The 17538-nt window shown below is 56.3% G+C and carries 7 protein-coding genes; 6 read left to right on the top strand and 1 reads right to left on the bottom strand.

Annotated elements, in window-relative coordinates:
* Nucleotides 1-77: 77 nt before the first annotated feature.
* From VK574_RS04730 to VK574_RS04755, 6 genes are all read left to right on the top strand, one after another.
* Entirely contained in the window at nucleotides 78-3629 is a 3552-nt protein-coding gene (locus VK574_RS04730; protein WP_472798656.1) for a carboxypeptidase-like regulatory domain-containing protein, read from the top strand.
* 229 nt (nucleotides 3630-3858) lie between these two features.
* The gene (locus tag VK574_RS04735) at nucleotides 3859-7380 is read left to right on the top strand and encodes a glycoside hydrolase family 38 N-terminal domain-containing protein (RefSeq protein ID WP_472798768.1); all 3522 of its coding nucleotides are present in this window, start codon (nucleotides 3859-3861) and stop codon (nucleotides 7378-7380) included.
* A gap of 742 nt (nucleotides 7381-8122) precedes the next feature.
* Nucleotides 8123-11650 carry a TonB-dependent receptor gene (locus tag VK574_RS04740; RefSeq protein WP_472798657.1) on the top strand — a complete coding sequence of 1176 codons (3528 nt, stop codon included), beginning with the start codon at nucleotides 8123-8125 and terminating at the stop codon, nucleotides 11648-11650.
* A gap of 292 nt (nucleotides 11651-11942) precedes the next feature.
* On the top strand, nucleotides 11943-14045 hold the full coding sequence (locus VK574_RS04745) for a S9 family peptidase (protein ID WP_472798658.1): 2103 nt from the start codon (nucleotides 11943-11945) through the stop codon (nucleotides 14043-14045).
* Between the two features lie 151 nt (nucleotides 14046-14196).
* Nucleotides 14197-14880 (top strand): Rossmann-fold NAD(P)-binding domain-containing protein, encoded by a 684-nt coding sequence (locus tag VK574_RS04750; protein WP_472798659.1) that lies wholly within the window; start codon nucleotides 14197-14199, stop codon nucleotides 14878-14880.
* 79 nt (nucleotides 14881-14959) lie between these two features.
* Nucleotides 14960-15142, top strand: coding sequence for a formate dehydrogenase accessory sulfurtransferase FdhD (locus VK574_RS04755; protein ID WP_472798769.1), 183 nt, complete (start codon nucleotides 14960-14962; stop codon nucleotides 15140-15142).
* Between the two features lie 3 nt (nucleotides 15143-15145).
* On the opposite strand, the gene VK574_RS04760 is transcribed toward VK574_RS04755, so the two are convergent.
* Complete coding sequence (locus VK574_RS04760; protein WP_472798660.1) at nucleotides 15146-17386, bottom strand: GH92 family glycosyl hydrolase; 2241 nt, start codon at nucleotides 17384-17386, stop codon at nucleotides 15146-15148.
* Nucleotides 17387-17538: the final 152 nt, after the last annotated feature.

The following is a 17538-nucleotide window of genomic DNA, read 5'->3' on the forward strand; positions in this document are numbered from 1 at the left end:
AGGCCTGAATTCCCCCGGGCCGGAGTCGTCTGAAACGGGACGGCTCACGAAGAAACACTGTCAAAAGAGGAGGCCAAATGTTGAAACCTCAGTGGATGCGAAGGCTAGTATCTAGTCTTTTCTGTGCGGTATTGATTCCCATCGTGTTCTCGGCAGGGGCATTTGCCCAGTCCGACAAGGGTACGATCGGCGGGTTTGTCAAAGACTCCTCGGGAGCTGTGGTGGCGGGTGCAACAGTCGTCCTGACCAACGAGGCAACGGGTGAAACTCATCAGGCGATCGCGGATTCGCAGGGTCATTACATCGTTACCAATTTGACCGCAGGCAGCTACACCCTGTCTGCGACAGTAAAAGGCTTCAAGAAATATGTCAGCAACCACAACACGCTGGGCGCGAATACTACGCTGTCTTTGGACGCCCCCGTGACCGTTGGGGCAATGACTGAAGAGGTGACTGTATCAGCGACCGCCGAAGTGTTGCAGACGGAGTCAGGCGCGGTACAAGCTGAGATTACGGGCAAGCAGGTTAGCGATCAGGAACTCAACGGGCGCAATCCGCTCTACATGGGAGCACTGGTTCCCGGTTTGCGAAGCGGCTCGACGCTGGGCGACTTTAATTTCGCGATTGGCGGCGGCAATCCATTTCAGATCAATGGTTCTCGCGCGCAGGATACTCTGGTGACCTTTGATGGGGCTCCGGCAGTTCGAACCCGTGGCAGCGGCGCCATCATCGGCGTCGCGAGCGTGGATGCGACCGAAGAGATGCAGGTCATCAATACCGACTACCAAGCGGAGTACGGTGACGCCGCGGGTGGCCAGTTACGCGTTGTTACGAAGAGTGGAACCAGGGACTTTCACGGTTCGGCGTATGAATATCTGCGCAACTCGGCAATGAATGCCAATACCTGGGTTCGCAATCAGTCTGCTTCGACGCGGTTCGCTTCGCCATTCCGCTATAACAACTTTGGATTCACCTTTGGCGGACCAGTCTGGATTCCGAAGTTGGGTATGGACAGGTTCCGGAACAAGTTCTTTTTCTTTGTGAACGAAGACTGGATCCGCTATCGCTTCTCTGATACGCAGACTCAGGCTGTTCCAACTCTAAAGATGCGCACAGGCGACTTCAGTGAATTCCTGAGCCCCAACCCGTGGCTTTCTGGTGTTCATCAGATTTACGATCCGGCGACGTGCCCGGCGGTTGGAAATGCGGGCTGCGTGGCGTTTACGGGGAATGTCATTCCCGGTGACCAGCTCAGTGCGAACGGTCTGGCAATATTGAATGCGTATCCGGCTCCCACGCCGGGATATCTTTCCGGGACTCAGAACTGGATTGCCCAGGCCGCGCACCCCATCAACCAGCGGAAGCAGGTCATCAATGTCGATTGGGTCATCAACGACCGCCACAAGTTGGAGTTCCGCCGCCAAAACGCGACCTACAACGAGTATCAGCCGTTCGATCAGGGTTCAGGTTTGACCGGGAAGTACTTCATCCGTCCGAATCAGACCAACGTATTGGCGTGGACCTGGACTATTTCGCCGACGATGATTAACGAGGCTCGCGTGACGCTCAGCCTCGATAACGTCTATATTCCTGTGAATGCGTCTCTTGCCGGATTCAACCGGTCATCGCTGGGAATCACCTTTCCGTATATATTCCCGGCTGCACAAAAGGCCCAGCCTGACAAGATACCCACCGCTTCTGTTCAAGACAGCTTCTATAGCCTGGCTGGTGGTCCTTACCCTTCGCACTCGGATGGTCCCATCTTAACGGCGTCGGATAGTTTGACGAAAGTGTGGGGAAATCACGCGTTTAAGGGCGGCTACTACCTCAATATTTCCGGAGAGAACGACAACGACCAGATCAACGTTGCCACCGTTCCTGGAGGCGCGAGCAACCAGAACGGCACCTTTTTCTTTACGGATAACCGCAGCGGGTTAGGCGCCACGACTGGCGTCAGCTTGGCCAATCTGGCGATGGGCATCGCCGACAGCTATGCCGAAATCGGACAGAAGTCCTATACCTATTGGCATGGCCTGATGGACGAGTTCTTTGTGCAGGATTCGTGGAAGGTAAACAACAAGTTTCATATCGACTATGGCGTGCGTATTTCCATCCTGGAACCTTACACGCCGGCGTGGGGAAATGCAGATTACTTCGATCCTGCATCCTATAATCCAGCCAACGCACCCACGGTCAATCCTGCTACAGGCAACGTGACGCTTGGGACCGGCAATCCTTATAACGGCATTGTGATCCCTGGCTACTCCTCCTTCCCGAGTTCCGCAGCCAAGCACGGTGTGCTTGGTGCTGAACCGAACCCCACTGACTGTGACGGTTCTTCGTGTGCTGCTCTGTTTGCTCCGGGCATGAAGAAGGGTTATGTCAACACTTCGCACAACTATCAGCCGCGTATCGGTATTGCTTATCAGCTAACGCCAAAGACAGTGGTTCGCGCAGGCGTGGGCAACTTTGCAACCCGCATGGGCCTGCTGGACAACGTCTTCCCGGGCGGTAACTCGCCCTTTCAGCCAGCCGTTACGGTCAATCCGGCGTCCGGACTTAATGACATGGTCGACAACCCTGGAAGCAGCCTGGCCACCGGTATTGCTGCTCCTCTCCAGATCACCAGCCTGAAGCGGAACCTGCAGTCTCCGCAACGTTGGAACTGGAACGCCACGGTTCAGCGAGAGCTCTTCTGGAAATCGATGGTGTCAGTTGCCTATGTCGGTGGACGGGGACTCTATAATTGGCGGACCGTCGACATCAATCAGCCGACAGTTGGAGCCTTGTCCCAGAACCCGGGCAAGAACCCGAACTACCTGCGTCCGTTTCGTGGATATGCGGCCATTCAGCAGGAGCAGAGTAACGGCAGTTCGCGCTACAACTCATTCCAGCTTGCATGGAACCGGCCGTTCTCGAATGGCGTCATGGTCCAATTGGCGTACACGCTCGCGAAAAGCATGGATGACAGTTCCAACTATCGCGATATCCTTCCCGATTCCTATGACACCAGCGGGTTATGGGGCCCTTCGGAATACGATACGCGCAACGCTCTCGTGATCAATTTCCTCTACGCATTGCCGTTCTTCAAGAGCCAGAATAACCTTGCGGGCAAACTTGTGGGCGGCTGGCAGTTGAGCGGTAATTTTCAATTCCAAAGCGGTGTGCCGTGCGGAATCGGAGCAAACAGTGACCCTGCCAATGTTGGCGAGTTTGGAAGCTTTGGTTGCGGCAGTGAAGGCGAGTTCTACACGATGAACGGGAATCCGAAGTTGTTGAAGAAGTTTGCCGGATACCCTGGTCAAACCGGCAAATGGTTTTCGACAACCAATGCAGATGGCGCAAACATCTTTACAGCGGCACCTCCAAACACCTTCGTCCACCAGCCAGGGGTCCGGGACTCCATCTATCAACCGGGATTCCAGAACTGGAATCTCAATATGAAGAAGTCGTTTGCGATCAATGAGAGGACTGGCTTCGAGTTCAAGGTTGATGCCTATAACTTCATCAATCACCCCAACCTGGCCGGCCCAAACTTGAACCCGACGGCGGGCACATTTGGCGAGGTTACCTCAAAGACCACCACCAACCCTCGCAACTTGCAGGCCGGACTGAGGTACTGGTTCTGAGTCGGCAAGGATAAAGCAAACCCCATGCGTGTGCCGGCGCGTGGGGTTTGTTCTTCTAGCAATTACCTCAAACCTGAGCCCTCCGTGCGGCATCGGTGTGGCTGGACGGCTCCCAATGACACGATTTTCACGCTCCCGAGTTGCACGCCGAATGGTCTGCTATCTTCTTCAATCCATCAGTCTTGGAACGGCGATCTTCGGTTGTTCGTTGCCCGTCGCGGCGCAGACGATGAAGGCGCCGGATATTACCCAGACGCCGACGTTGTATGTAGTGCCATACGCGCATCTCGATACGCAATGGCGGTGGGAATTTCCGCAAACGATCAGCGAGTTTCTGCTCAAGACCATGCGGGTCAACTTCGACTACATCGACAAGTATCCGCACTACGTCTTCAACTGGACGGGAGCCAACCGGTACCGCCTGATGAAGGAGTACTATCCCGCCGATTACGCGCGGATGCAACAGTATGTCGCCGCGGGACGCTGGTTTCCGGCAGGGTCGTCGGTGGCGGAAGGAGACGTCAACCTTCCCAGCGCCGAAGGCATTTTCCGCCAAATACTTTATGGCAATGATTATTTTCGCAAAGACTTTGGCAAGGCAAGCACTGAATATATGCTGCCTGACTGCTTTGGCTTTCCCGCGTCGTTGCCAAGCATTCTGGCACACGCCGGCATCAAAGGATTTTCGACACAAAAGCTGAACGCGCAGTGGCAACCATCACCAAGAGTTGGAGGTCCCGGCTCGCCGGAACAGACTCCGGAGGGTATTCCTTTCAATGTCGGGATGTGGCTTGGCCCGGACGGGAAGGGCGTGATTGCCGCTCTCAACCCTGGTGGATACGGAAGCAATGTTTATGTGGACCTGAGCCAGGAGCCAACGGGTCCACTTTCCGCCTCGGCGCCTCAATTGACGAGCGAGGAGAGCGCACGGTTAACTCCGGAGCAGCAGAGGGCTATTGCTATGCGCCAGCGAGCGCTGGAACAGAACTGGGTGAAGCGTATTGATATCGATGGCAAGGCAGGGGGCATCTTCGCCGATTACCACTACGTAGGAACCGGAGACATCGGGGGTGCGACTCAGGAATCGACGGTCAAGCTGCTTGAAGCCACCGTCACGAAGAGTGAAACGGTATTGCCGTCTCCTCCGAACACAGCGTTCGCAATGGGGCAAACGCCGACAGCGGCTGCGTCCAACGCTCCTGCAATAAGAGTTGGGCTGGGCCCAGTGCATGTGATCGAGTCTGCGGCAGATCAGATGTTCAACGACATTACGCCGCCGTTGGCCTCTCGATTGCCGCACTACCAGGGTGATCTCGAACTGATCAATCACTCTGCGGGTTCGCTGACCTCGGAGGCGTACCACAAGCGCTGGATTATCAAGAATGAACTACTGGCGGACGCAGCAGAGAAGGCCTCGGTTGCGGCCGCGTGGATGGGAGGTCGCGCCTATCCTCAGCAGCGGATCAATGATGCCTGGATGCTGGAGCTTGGCGGGCATTTTCACGATACAGGCGCTGGGACCGCGACGCCACGCGCGTACCAGTTTGCATGGAACGACGATGTGATCGTGTCGAACCAGTTTGCAGGGGTATTGACCGATGCGAACGAGGCAGTCACTTCAGGGCTCAACACGCAAGTGAGCGGTGTGCCGATCGTGGTATTCAACCCGCTGAATATCGAGAGAGAAGATGTGGTTGAAGCGCATGTGGAGTTTCCGAATGGGGCTCCCAAGGCGGTCAGGGTCGTCGATCACGAGGGGATGGAAGTTGCGTCGCAGCTTGAGGATGGCAAAGTTCTTTTTGTGGCGAAGACCCCGTCGGTCGGGTACTCAGTTTACGGAGTGCTCTTCGCTAAAGCGGCGAAGAGCGACTCCGGACTGAGAGTAACCGATTCGTCGCTGGAGAATGATCGCTATCTCGTGCAGGTAAATGCGAAGGGTGACGTGGCGAGCATCTTCGATAAGAGCTTGAGAAAAGAGTTGCTGTCAGCTCCTATTCGGCTTGCAATCTCAACTGACACGCCGAAGGTCTACCCCGCGTGGAATATGGATTTTGAGCAAGAGCAAGCTGCACCACGTTCGTATGTGGATGAGCCCGCCCACGTCCGGATCAAGGAAAATGGCCCGGTTCGTGTCTCACTTGAAGTGACACGCGAGGCAGAAGACTCGAGGTTTGTTCAGACCGTCAGCCTCTCGGCCGGGGATGCCGGCAATCGGGTGGAGTTTGCCAATGCGATTGACTGGCGAACACTGGCCGCGAATCTCAAGGCGACCTTCCCTCTCAGCGCGAGCAATCCAAATGCAACCTACAACTGGGAAGTCGGAACGATTCAGCGATCGAACGCGCAGGAGCGTCAGTTTGAGGTTGCATCGCATCGCTGGATCGATCTCGCTGACAAGAGCGGCACCTTCGGGACGACCATTCTGACGGACTGCAAGAATGGGTCTGACAAACCGAATGACAATACGCTGCGGTTGACGTTGCTGCGGACGCCTGGCATCACGCCTCCGGCCAATGGCAGGCCCGCGACTTACACCGATCAAGCGAATCAGGATTGGGGTCACCACGAGTTTTCTTTTGGACTGGTTGGTCACGCAGGCAGCTGGCAGCAGTCTCAAACTGATTGGCAAGCCTATCGGTTGAACGACCCACTGATTGCATTTCAGACGACCAAACATGCCGGCAAGTTGGGCAGCACCTTCTCTCTGGTCCATCTGAGTAATCCTCGCATTCGAGTGCTCGCGCTGAAAAAAGCGGAAGCTAGCGACGAAGTGGTTGTGCGCATGGTAGAGCTTGATGGCAAGCCGGCTGAGAATGTTCGGGTTTCGTTTGCCGGACCTATTGCAGCGGCTCGCGAGATAAATGCTCAGGAACAGCCAGTCGGGTCGGCGAACGTCAGCGGGGGTGAGCTTTTCACTTCGTTCAAGTCGTATCAGGCGAAGACGTTTGCGGTCCGTCTTGGCACGCCCGGCACCAGGTTGGGACCTATACACTCACAGCCCGTGGCCCTGCATTACGACCTTGCTGTGGCGAGCAATGACGATACCAAGGTAGTTGGGGGCGGCTTCGACGGCGCCGGCAATGCGATGCCAGCGGAGATGCTGCCTGCGACGATCAACTATCACGATGTGGAGTTCAAGCTGGAACCAGCAAAAACGGGAGTGCCAAACGCAGTTGTCGCGAAGGGGCAGACGATTGCCCTGCCAGCGGGACGCTTCAATCGCATCTATGTGCTTGCCGCTGCGACAGGTGGCGACCAGATCGCTTCATTCAGGGTTGGTAATAAGAAAGTCGAGTTGACGATCCAGGACTGGAGCGGATTTGTCGGTCAGTGGGATACGCGCATCTGGAACATTCCTGCGGAGCGTGACTGGGCAATCTCAGCCAGTCACCCGGTGTGGCCTCCTGTCGATGAGGAACAGCGGGAACAGCGTCCGATCATTCCACGCTATCCTGAAGACTATGTGGGCTTGAAAGCCGGGTATGTGAAGACTGCGAGCCTGGCTTGGTACGCTTCGCATCATCACACGGCTTCTGGATTAAATGAACCTTATGAGTATTCCTATCTGTTCGCGTATCCGATTGAGGTAGCTGGGGACGCGAAATCGATTACGCTCCCGTCGAACGATAAGATTCGCATTCTTGCGATTTCTACTGCCGAGGAGAACCCGTCGATCGAACCCGTCCAACCGCTTTATGACACTCTGGGCCGTACAGAGCCTCCACACGAGCTGGAAGGCAAGTCTCGATGAGGAGCAAAATCTCCATCTCGGTAGGCCCCATCACGGCTCTGCTCCGCGCGGGATCTGCACGGGCTGTCGATGGACGCCGACCTCAGGTATGGATACGCGGCTATTAACGGCTAAAGAGGCGGTCCTTTTCAAGAATTGAACGAGGCCTGGCTTGCCTAGTCTTTTATCTTCAGGCGGAGTTCGCGGTTCGGAGTTTTGGTAGGGTCAACTTACGATCCAGAACTGCTTCGGCAGCCCTGAATCGAAAATCTGCCTCCCTCCTTAAGTGTATGAGTTTCTGTATTGGGCTTTGGCGCACTTTCTTCCATGGCAAATGGTTTCTGGTTAACTGTCCTCCCCTGCTGCCCTCTCGTCACTCAATTGCCGCTACACGTCACCTCTTCGAAATGAGGTAGGCAAAACCCGGCGAAATCCGCAATTCAACATGATTCAGCCCTCTGCGAGGGCTAAGATTTTCACGACCAGATGCACTTCATCTGCTCGTCCCATTCTGGTGCGCTTCCAACTGCACATTTCTACCATTCGTCACACGCATGGCCTCGCGAGGTCAGGTAGGCACTGCATTTGCACGTGCTAGCCCCAGAGCCGGCAGTGGACGCGGATATGACTTGCTTTCGACGCGCTGGCATCATTTGGGTTGTCCGTCATGGAACGAAACTTCAGCGGCCTTGAACGGATTGCTGTCACAGGAGTTCCCCAACGCATTTCCGCTCCCCTCGGGGCGGCGACTGAGAGGCATACTATGAAGAATTCTCTGCAGATTCTGGCCCTCGGAGTTCTGGCTGTTCTCCTCCTCTGCACAACCCAGTTGTCAGCGCAAGTTGAAACCGGCCAACTCGCAGGAACCGTTACAGACCCCCTGGGCGCTGTCATCCCCGGGGCGACTGTGACGGTAAGGAACATTGGCACCAACGCCGTTCGAACTGAGACGACCTCAGAAAATGGCGCTTACAAAGCGGCGGGCCTCGAGCCGTCTACCTATGAAGTCACGATTAAATCCACAAATTTTCAGCCATACACTGCGAAGGTGCAAATCACCGTCGGCGGACATGTAACGCTTGACGCCAAGCTCTCTGTGAGCAGCAGCACTACACAGGTAGAAGTTGTCGGCGAGGGCGGATCCCAGGTCAATACGCAGACGCAGGAACTTTCGCAAATCGTGAATGAGGAGCAAATATCCCGTCTGCCGAGCCTCACCCGCAATCCTTACGACTTCGTAGCGTTGTCGGGCAACATCTCATCCGGCGACAGTTCGTCGAGCGGCGACTCACGATCGAATAACACTTACCAGAACGGACCCAGCTCGACGCGCGCTGTGGGGTTCAGTATCAACGGACAACGAGCCAGCGGCACTGAGATCCTGCTCGACGGGGTAGAAAACATATCCGTCTTCGCAGACGGTATCGGTGTGTATGTCCCGGTCGATGCGGTGCGGGAATTTCGTGTAACCACCAGCAATTTTGAAGCCCAGTACGGCCGGGCATCCGGTGGCATCGTAAATGTCTCCACCAAGGCCGGATCGAATGCATTTCACGGCGGCCTGTGGGAGTTCAATCGCCTGGCAGCTTACACGTCGAACACGGAGACAAACGACCAGATCAATTCAGCATTCCTCGTTCAGGGCGGAACAGATGCGCTTCCGGCGCCCAAAGGGCAGTACACGCGCAATCAATTCGGCTTCGCGGTCGGAGGCCCGGTTCTGAAGAACAAGCTCTTCTTCTTCGGCAGCACTGAATGGATTCGCGTGCGCAGCGGCGCTACTCTCACCGCTGCAGTGCCGACTCCAGAATTTCTGGCGCTCACTGCGCCCAACAGTCAGGAGTTCTTTAACACCTACGGCAGTGGCAACAAATTCACATTTAACAAGACCTATCTGTCCGGCCCCGCGGGAATCGGTTCATTCACGGGAGTCCCGGACGGCACGCCGGTGTTTGGACAGGTGTCGTTCATCGCGCCGGCCAACGCTGGCGGCGGGGTACCGCAGAATACATACAACATCGTCGCGCGCGGCGATTATGTTCTCAGCGATAAGACCCAGATGTTCTTCCGCTACGTGAACTACGATGAGGTCGATCAATCCGGCGGCATCTTCGCCTCGCCCTATCCGCAATACAATGTGGGCCAGACGTTCCAGGACACTGCCTATCTCCTGAGCCTTTCTCACATCTTCAGTCCTAGCCTGATTACCAGCACCAAGCTGAGCTTCAGCCGCCTGAACACGTTTCAAACCTACGACACCAAGCTGCAGAACTCCCCCGTTCTCATCACATCGGTGAACGCACAAGTCCCTGGAACGTCGACTTTCATCCAGTTGCCAGGTTTCTCTGATGAAAACCCGGCTGTCGGCGGATTGCCATTTGGTGGACCGCAGAACACGATTCAGTGGAATCAGGACCTGAATTGGACAAAGGGAAGCCACTCGATGCAGTTCGGCGGCCAACTCCTTTACATCCAGGACAACCAAGCCTATGGTGCATTTGCGCAGGCTACCGAGCAGTTGGGGAGCACGGCTGCAGCCGGAATTCAGAATCTTGTTAACGGCGTGCTGACTAATTTTCAAGCTGCGGTCAATGCGAACGGCAGCCTTCCCTGCGTCAGAAATCCTTATACCGGCGCGTTGACTCAGACAGCCGGCTGTTCCATCAACCTGCCCGCGACTTCGCCTTCCTTTGCCCGCAGCGATCGCTTCCATGACTGGGCCGTCTACGGCCAGGATTCATACAGGGTGATGCCAAAGCTCACGCTTAACCTAGGTGTTCGCTACGAGTTCTATGGCGTGCAGCACAACAACAATCCGAACCTTGACTCGAACTACTATTACGGGCCGGGCTCAAACTACTACCAGCAGATTCGTAGCGGCCAAGTATTCACGACCCCGGACAGTCCGATTGGCGGGCTATGGAAACCGCAGTACGGTACAGTATCGCCCCGCGTAGGGTTTGCCTATGATGTCTCCGGGAATGGCAGGACCTCCGTTCGAGGCGGATACGGTATCAGCTATGAGCGCAACTTTGGAAATGTCACTTTCAACGTGATCCAAAATCCGCCGAGCTATGCAGTCGTTGTGCTAAACGGAACACCTGTGACCAGTTCCAATGTCGGCCCACTGGAGGGTTCCTCGGGCAGCGTGCCGCTGCCCCCAACCAGTCTGCGCAACGTTGACGAGAACATTCGGACTGCGCAGACGCAGTTTTACAGCCTGGCGCTGGAACATCAGCTGGCCACGAACACGATGCTGTCAATTCAATACGCCGGGGCGCGCGGCATTCACCTCTACGACATCAAGAACATCAACGGCTTGGGGAGCGGAAACGTATTTGCAGGTGATCCGCTCAGCGATGGAAACGGCAACGTGGGTCTGACCCGCCTGAACAGCCAATACTCGAACATCAACAATCGCGGTTCAAATGGCGACTCCCACTACCATGCGATGAATATTCAGTTCCAGGCGACCAATCTGTATCACTCATCCTTGAGCCTGGTAGCAAACTATACATTCGCTCATGAAACCGATGAATTGAGCACAGCGTTCTCTGAGACCAACAACGCTTTCTTTCTCCTCGGCTACATGAATCCTTTCCATCCCTCCCTCGATTACGGCAGTGGAGATCTTGACATTCGGCATAGGCTGGTCGTCGCGCCGATCTACAGCTCGCCATTCTTCGCGAACCGCCATGGCGCGTTGAAGCAGGCACTTTTCGGCTGGCAGATATCCGGCATATACTCTGTCCGGACCGGTACGCCATTCCCGTATTTCGACAGCACCAACGATTCTCAGGCAGGTGCGGGTTATAACGTTCCCCGGTACACGCCTTCCACACACATCGCCAACCATACGTTCAAGTCAACAAATGGAGCAGATGGTGGAGGGCAGAACGCCTATGTTATCGGCCACCTCCCGTCGGCGGTCTCTTTCACCAATCCAAATCTCGTGATACCGAACTTTCCGGATGGCATCTCCGACTGGGGTCCGTATCCATCGGCTATGACCGCGCGCAATTCATTTCGCGGTCCTGGCGCGTGGAACCTCGACGCGGCGCTCAGTAAAACATTTCCCATTCATGAGCGTCTAAATCTGGTCTTCCGCGCGGAGGGCTTCGACGTCTTTAATCACCACAACCTCTACATCCAGGAGAGCCTGGACGACGTCGCGAATACGGGCTATGGTGCGCCGCTTCCCATCACAGCCTCGAAAGGCGGCATCGGCAACAATGGAGGGGCAAACGACGAACGCCGTTTCGGCCAGTTCTCTCTAGCAATCAACTTCTAGTGGAATTGGCGTTCGATTGCCGTCGCTTCGAATCGTTCGCTGGATCTCCTTGTCGCCAGGAACGATAATCGGTTGATGCCAAATCGCCGCGGCACGTTTCCAGGACAAGGAATTCTGGAAACGATCGCTGGGGCAATGGAGCAATCCGGGGATCGCGGTCACCGCGAATAATCCAACGCACGCACCGAAGCGTGGATCTCTGCTATACGTTACTGGTATGAGATGCCTTCCACTTTTTCGTTGCTTTGCGTTCCGTGTTGTCGTCCTCACCGCGATGGTCGCATGTGGCGTTTTGCAGTCACAGGTTTTTGCTGCGTCTGGACCGAACATGGAGCAGGTGCTTGGCTACTCCTATGTGAGCGGGCTTGCCGCATCTGAAAAGGGGGATCGGTTTGCCTGGGTTGAAAACGTGCGCGGTGTCCGCAACATCTGGTTCGCTCTTGCGACCGATAGTGCGCCACGCCAGCTTACGCACTACACGCAGGATGATGGACAGGAACTGACCCAGATCAACTTTTCGGCCGATGGATCGCAACTGGTGTATGTGCGCGGCGGAGACCACGACGAGAATTGGCCCGCTGCGGGCAATCTGGCTCCCGATCCAGAGGGGAATCCGACCGAGCCCAAAATCACGATCTGGTCGATTGCGACCGACGGCGCGGAAAGTGCGCCGGTGCAAATTGCGGAGGGCGACAGTCCTGCCGCCTCCTCAAGGGGACAAGTGGCGTATGTGAAGGATGGACAAATCTGGGGAGTAGTGCTGGCGAGGGGAACGGGCAAGGCAGGCGAGGGGAAACGGCTTTTCTTCGACCGCGGAAAGGATGGCACGCCGGTCTGGTCAAAGGATGGGACGCGGCTCGCGTTTGTGTCGGGGAGGGGCGATCACAGCTTTATCGGCGTCTATACGTCGCCTGCGCAGCCCCTGGTCTACCTGGCTCCATCGACCAACTTCGATGAAGAGCCCGTCTGGTCGCCGGACGGCGGTTCGATCGCGTTTCTGCGGAAGCCCGGTCACGGAGACGCGCCGGAAAGCTTTCTTGTGCAGCGACCACACCCGTTCGCCTTTTGGACGGCCGATGCCACGACCGGCGAAGGGCACCTGGTGTGGAATTCGCCGGACACCCTCGCCGGTTCACTGTCGTATGTGGGCGAAGACGAGCCGCTGTTCTGGATGGCGAATGACAAGCTGGTGTTTCTGGCGGAAACGGACAACTGGCCGCATCTTTACGCAGTGGACGTAAAGGGCGGCGCTGCGACCCTGCTGACGCCTGGTCGTTTTATGGTGGAGAACGTGGCGATGAGCCCCGACCGCACCGTGCTGGTCTACAGCGCGAACACCGGAGGCGCCGCCGGCGATGAGGATCGTCGGCATCTGTTTCGCGTCCGCATGGATGGGGCGGCTCCGGAAGCCCTGACGAGCGGAGAAAGCCTCGAGTGGTCGCCTGCCGCGCTCGCAGGCGGGAAAGTCGCTTACATCACGGCGGACGCGCGCCGTCCCGCATCGGTTGCTGTTCTGGCGGGAGCGGACGATGGCCATGGACTCGACACAGGCGGTACGAAAGGCTACCCGTCGGGGATGCTCGTCGTTCCAAGGCTGGTGAGATTCAAGTCGCCGGACGGTCTCACCATCCAAGGCCAGCTGTTTCGCGCATCCGGCGCGAGTTCGCGGCAACCGGGCGTGATCTTTGTGCATGGCGGACCACCGCGCCAAATGCTGCTGGGCTGGCACTACATGGACTACTACAGCAATGCCTACGCGGTGAATGAATACCTGGCGACGCATGGCTTCACTGTGCTCTCGGTGAATTATCGACTGGGCATCGGATACGGCCGGGCGTTCCAGCATCCTGCGCACGCCGGGCCAGCAGGCGCGGCGGAGTACCAGGATGTGCTGGCGGGAGCGCACTATCTCGAGAAGGTGGAGGGCGTCGAGGCGAACCGGATCGGCATTTGGGGCGGATCCTACGGTGGCTATCTGACGGGGCTCGCGCTGGCTCGAAACTCCGATGTGTTCAAGGCAGGCGTGGATTTTCACGGCATCTCCAATTGGGTGCCGGAGATGAGCAAGGGTGGAGATCTCCCGGAACACTGGTACGAAGCAGATGCCTCGTGGAAACAGGCGATCGCGACGGCCTTCGCCGCTTCGCCGGATGCGGATATCGCGAAGTGGAAATCACCGGTACTGCTGATCCAGGGGGACGACGACCGGAATGTGGCGTTCGATCAAACTGTAGAGCTGGCGCACCGTCTCGAGCAGCAGAAGACACCTTTCGAGGAACTCGTGCTTCCCAATGAAATTCACGGCTTTTTGCGCTGGAAGGACTGGTTGCGTGCGGATGAGGCGACGGTTCGTTTCCTTTCCACGCAACTGGGATCAACGGCGCCGACTCAATAACCGACTCGTGATCATTGCAAGGAGCGCTTTGCCCTGATAGCGCCGATTGAGAAAAACCATGCCTCACTGGCTCAATTTAGAACCGAGACCAAAGATGCTTCTCTCTTGGGGTGAACGGCTGTCGCATCCTTAGCTAGCAGAGGTCCTATTTGTGAAGCAGAATTTCGCCGCAATTATCCTCGGTGGTACCGGACAAGTCGGCGGTGCAGCCGTCGCAGAACTGCTGGCAACTTCGGAATGCCGCGAAGTGGTGATGGTCACCAGAAAGCCCATTGCACCGCGATCTCGCGTGCGCAACGTCGTTCTTGATAGCAGCGCTGCGGACTTTGCCGAGCGCACTGCCGCCCTTGCCCGCGGAGTTTTAAGCCAAGGCCCCGTCAGCGCCGTGAGCTGTGTTGGCGTCGGTTCCGGATCGATGCGCTGGAGCGAAGAAGAATTGCAGCGACTTGAGATTGGCATCGTCGGTGCCTTTGCGCGTGGCTGCCATGACGCCGGAATCGCGCAGTTTTGCCTACTTTCTGCGGCAGGAAGCACAGCGCGCAGCCGGTTTCGCTATGCGCGAGTAATGGGCATGAAGGAAGACACCGTGCGTAGTGTCGGTTTTGCCCGCCTCGCCATATTTCGCCCCGGCATCATTATCGGCAACACTCATACCCCGGCCTGGGTCGGTTGGTTGGGAAGCCTCGTCCCTGGGTCGTTTGGCAATATAGATCAGCGAATTCTCGGTCGTTCAATCGCCGCAGAGATAGCATTGCACAGTCGAGAGACTGGTGAAGTGACCCGCGAAAATGCAGCAATGAAAAAACTCGCTGCGCAGTTCAATAGCGTGGCTTAGGAATTTTTGCATCGGGTCTAGGCTAAATTTAATTGCGCCGTTCACTCGCGGCAGTACTCGCTCGCCGCCGGAAAAGCCGCTGGAGATTCGGAATGACGGAACACCTCTGACCGAAACGATGCGGACTCCGGGAAACGATCTCGAAATGGCTTCTGGATTCCTGTTGACGGAAGGCACTATCGAGTCGCGCGATCAGCTTGCCAAGATTCGCGCCGCCGGGCTTGATTCCGGCGCAAGATCATTCTTGAAACTTTGCGGATAGTTATTAGTGGACGTATCGTTCGGGTTTTACTGATGCGGATGCTGGAGGAAACTCGGGGACTGTCGATCCGAGAGACGTGTTCGGCGCATCGCCCATGACGAGTTCCAGCGTCCCGCCGCCAGCGATCTGAGAATGTTGAAACCAGACCTGATCCAGCTGCTGGCCATTCAGCCGGATACTCTGCACATACTTGTTGTTGCGGGAATTGTTGCGAGCGAGAATTACGAAATCTTTCCCATTTTTCAGATGAATCGTTGCCTTGTCGAAAACCGGGCTGCCTATGTCGTAAACCGGAATACCCGGGGTGACGGGATAGAAACCGAGCATCGAAAAGACTACGAATGCGCTCATTCCGCCGCCGTCTTCGTCACCAGGAATGCCCTGCAGTTCGTCTGTGAAGAATGATTCCAGCAGCATGCGGGTGCGCTTTTGAGTTTTCCACGGAGCGCCAAGACGGTTATAGATATAGGGGATGGCGAAGCTTGGTTCATTCCCCATCGAGAACTGCCCCACCATGGATGTGGAATCGGGGAACTTCGCCTGGAACTCATATTTTGATCGACCCAACGGCTCGCGGAATAGCTGATCCAGGTTCTCCTCGGCTTTGTGTGCGCCGCCCATTAATGCGATCAGGCCATTGAAATCCTGCGGTACGTCCCAGGTGTAGGTGTACCCATTGTTTTCGTCATAGTAGTCGCGTCCACCCATCCCCCCATCGAACCTCGGGTCGAGAGGGTCAATCCATTTTCCCTCGTCGTCCTTGGGCCACATCATTCCCTTATCGGCGCGGAAAATCTTCTTAAAGTTTGCGGCTCGTTTGAGAAAGAGTTGCTCGTCGTCTGGTTTCTTCAATTCACGCGCAAGCTGGGCGATGTTCCAGTCATCGAAGCTGTTTTCGAGCGTGACAGGAACAGGTTGCCGCTTTTCAAACGGATGGACCTGCGGGTATGTCTCCTTCTCGCCCGGCCGAAGCGCCGGCATATACCCGTGCTCGTTGTAAAAATCATCGAGGGGGGATTTAGGGCCGAGACGCCATGGAAGCAGCGTCATGTCGAGAGATCGCTTTCGCACTCCCTCATAAGCAGTCGGCAAATCGAAATTGCGCACGCCCTTGAACCAGGCATCTGCAAACCATGGAGCGGCATGATTGCCGTTCATGCACGCGTAGTTCCCAGTGAGAATAGCGAACGTTGGCATAACGCCGGATTGCTGGTACATGCGGACATAGGATTGGATCTTGTCTGCTTCCATCTCTGGATTCAGCAGCGTCTGGAGCGGCTCCAGGGCACGAAACGTATCCCAGAGCCAATTGTCGACATAGAAGGGACGCGCGTCTTCATGGACCCTATGATCGAAAGCGCTGTAGTAGCGCCCATCCTCGGTGATATTGACCATGCGTTCTAAGCATCGATAGAGGGCTGTGTAGAAAACTCTGCGCTGCGCCTCAGTGCCGCCTTCAACCGCTATCTGGCCGAGTGTCTCGTTCCATCGCTTCTTTCCCGCATCTTTGACCTGTTCGAAGCCCCATGCTGGAATCTCCCGGCTGAGATTCCGCTTTGCCTGCTCAGCGCTGATGAAAGAAATGCCGTAGCGAAATTCCAGAACCTTGGAGCCCCCGCTTGAAACAATCATGCGCGATTTGTCGCCGGCGGTCTCGAGCTTGGATTGTACGGGTGAACTGAATTCCCCATAGACAAACGCAGCCATGTCGTTGAACCGCTCCTCGCCAACGACCGCGCCGTCTGCCTGCACGTGCAGCTCGCCGGGGAGACGGTTCGCAAGCACCACGGAAGCGTTTCCTGATGGAAACGTCATGCGGAAATAACCGCAGCGCTCGGTGGCCGAAAACTCCGTATGAATGCGCTCATCACCGAGATGGACGGAGTAGTAGTAAGGCGTTGTCGTTTCCTGGTCCCAGCTAGCCGGCCTGCCATCTTCACCGGGCATCAGGCTGAATAGTTCCTGGATCCGGTGGGAGTTAATGGTGAGAGGAAAGGACTCGATCTGATCGTCCATCGCGTCTGCGCGAATCGGGTACACCCGAATCATGCTGTTTGGCATGTAGACGGCTGGACGCGTCGGCACGAGCAGGATCCCGACATTGCCAATGGTTGGATCGACGTACTCCACCTGCGCGGATGCACGCTCCGCGACCATCGCCAAAAGGATTATGAATACAGCTTGCCAGGCAACTGGGCCAATTTTGCCCAGTGGCACCATTCTGACTGCAATCGACGCTGGCACGATCTGATCTCCGGGCAGAAAAGTTGGACGCCTCGTTCAGTCCAATTCCACGAGCACTCTCAAGAATAGCTGAAGGCACACCCCGATCCATCGGTCAGAAGCACAACACGATCCGGTTTACAGTAGGTTGTTCGCAAGCATCCCTTACAGCT

Origin of the sequence: Occallatibacter sp., assembly GCF_035317045.1 — a bacterium.
In the GTDB taxonomy this organism is placed as follows: Bacteria; Acidobacteriota; Terriglobia; order Terriglobales; family Acidobacteriaceae; genus Telmatobacter.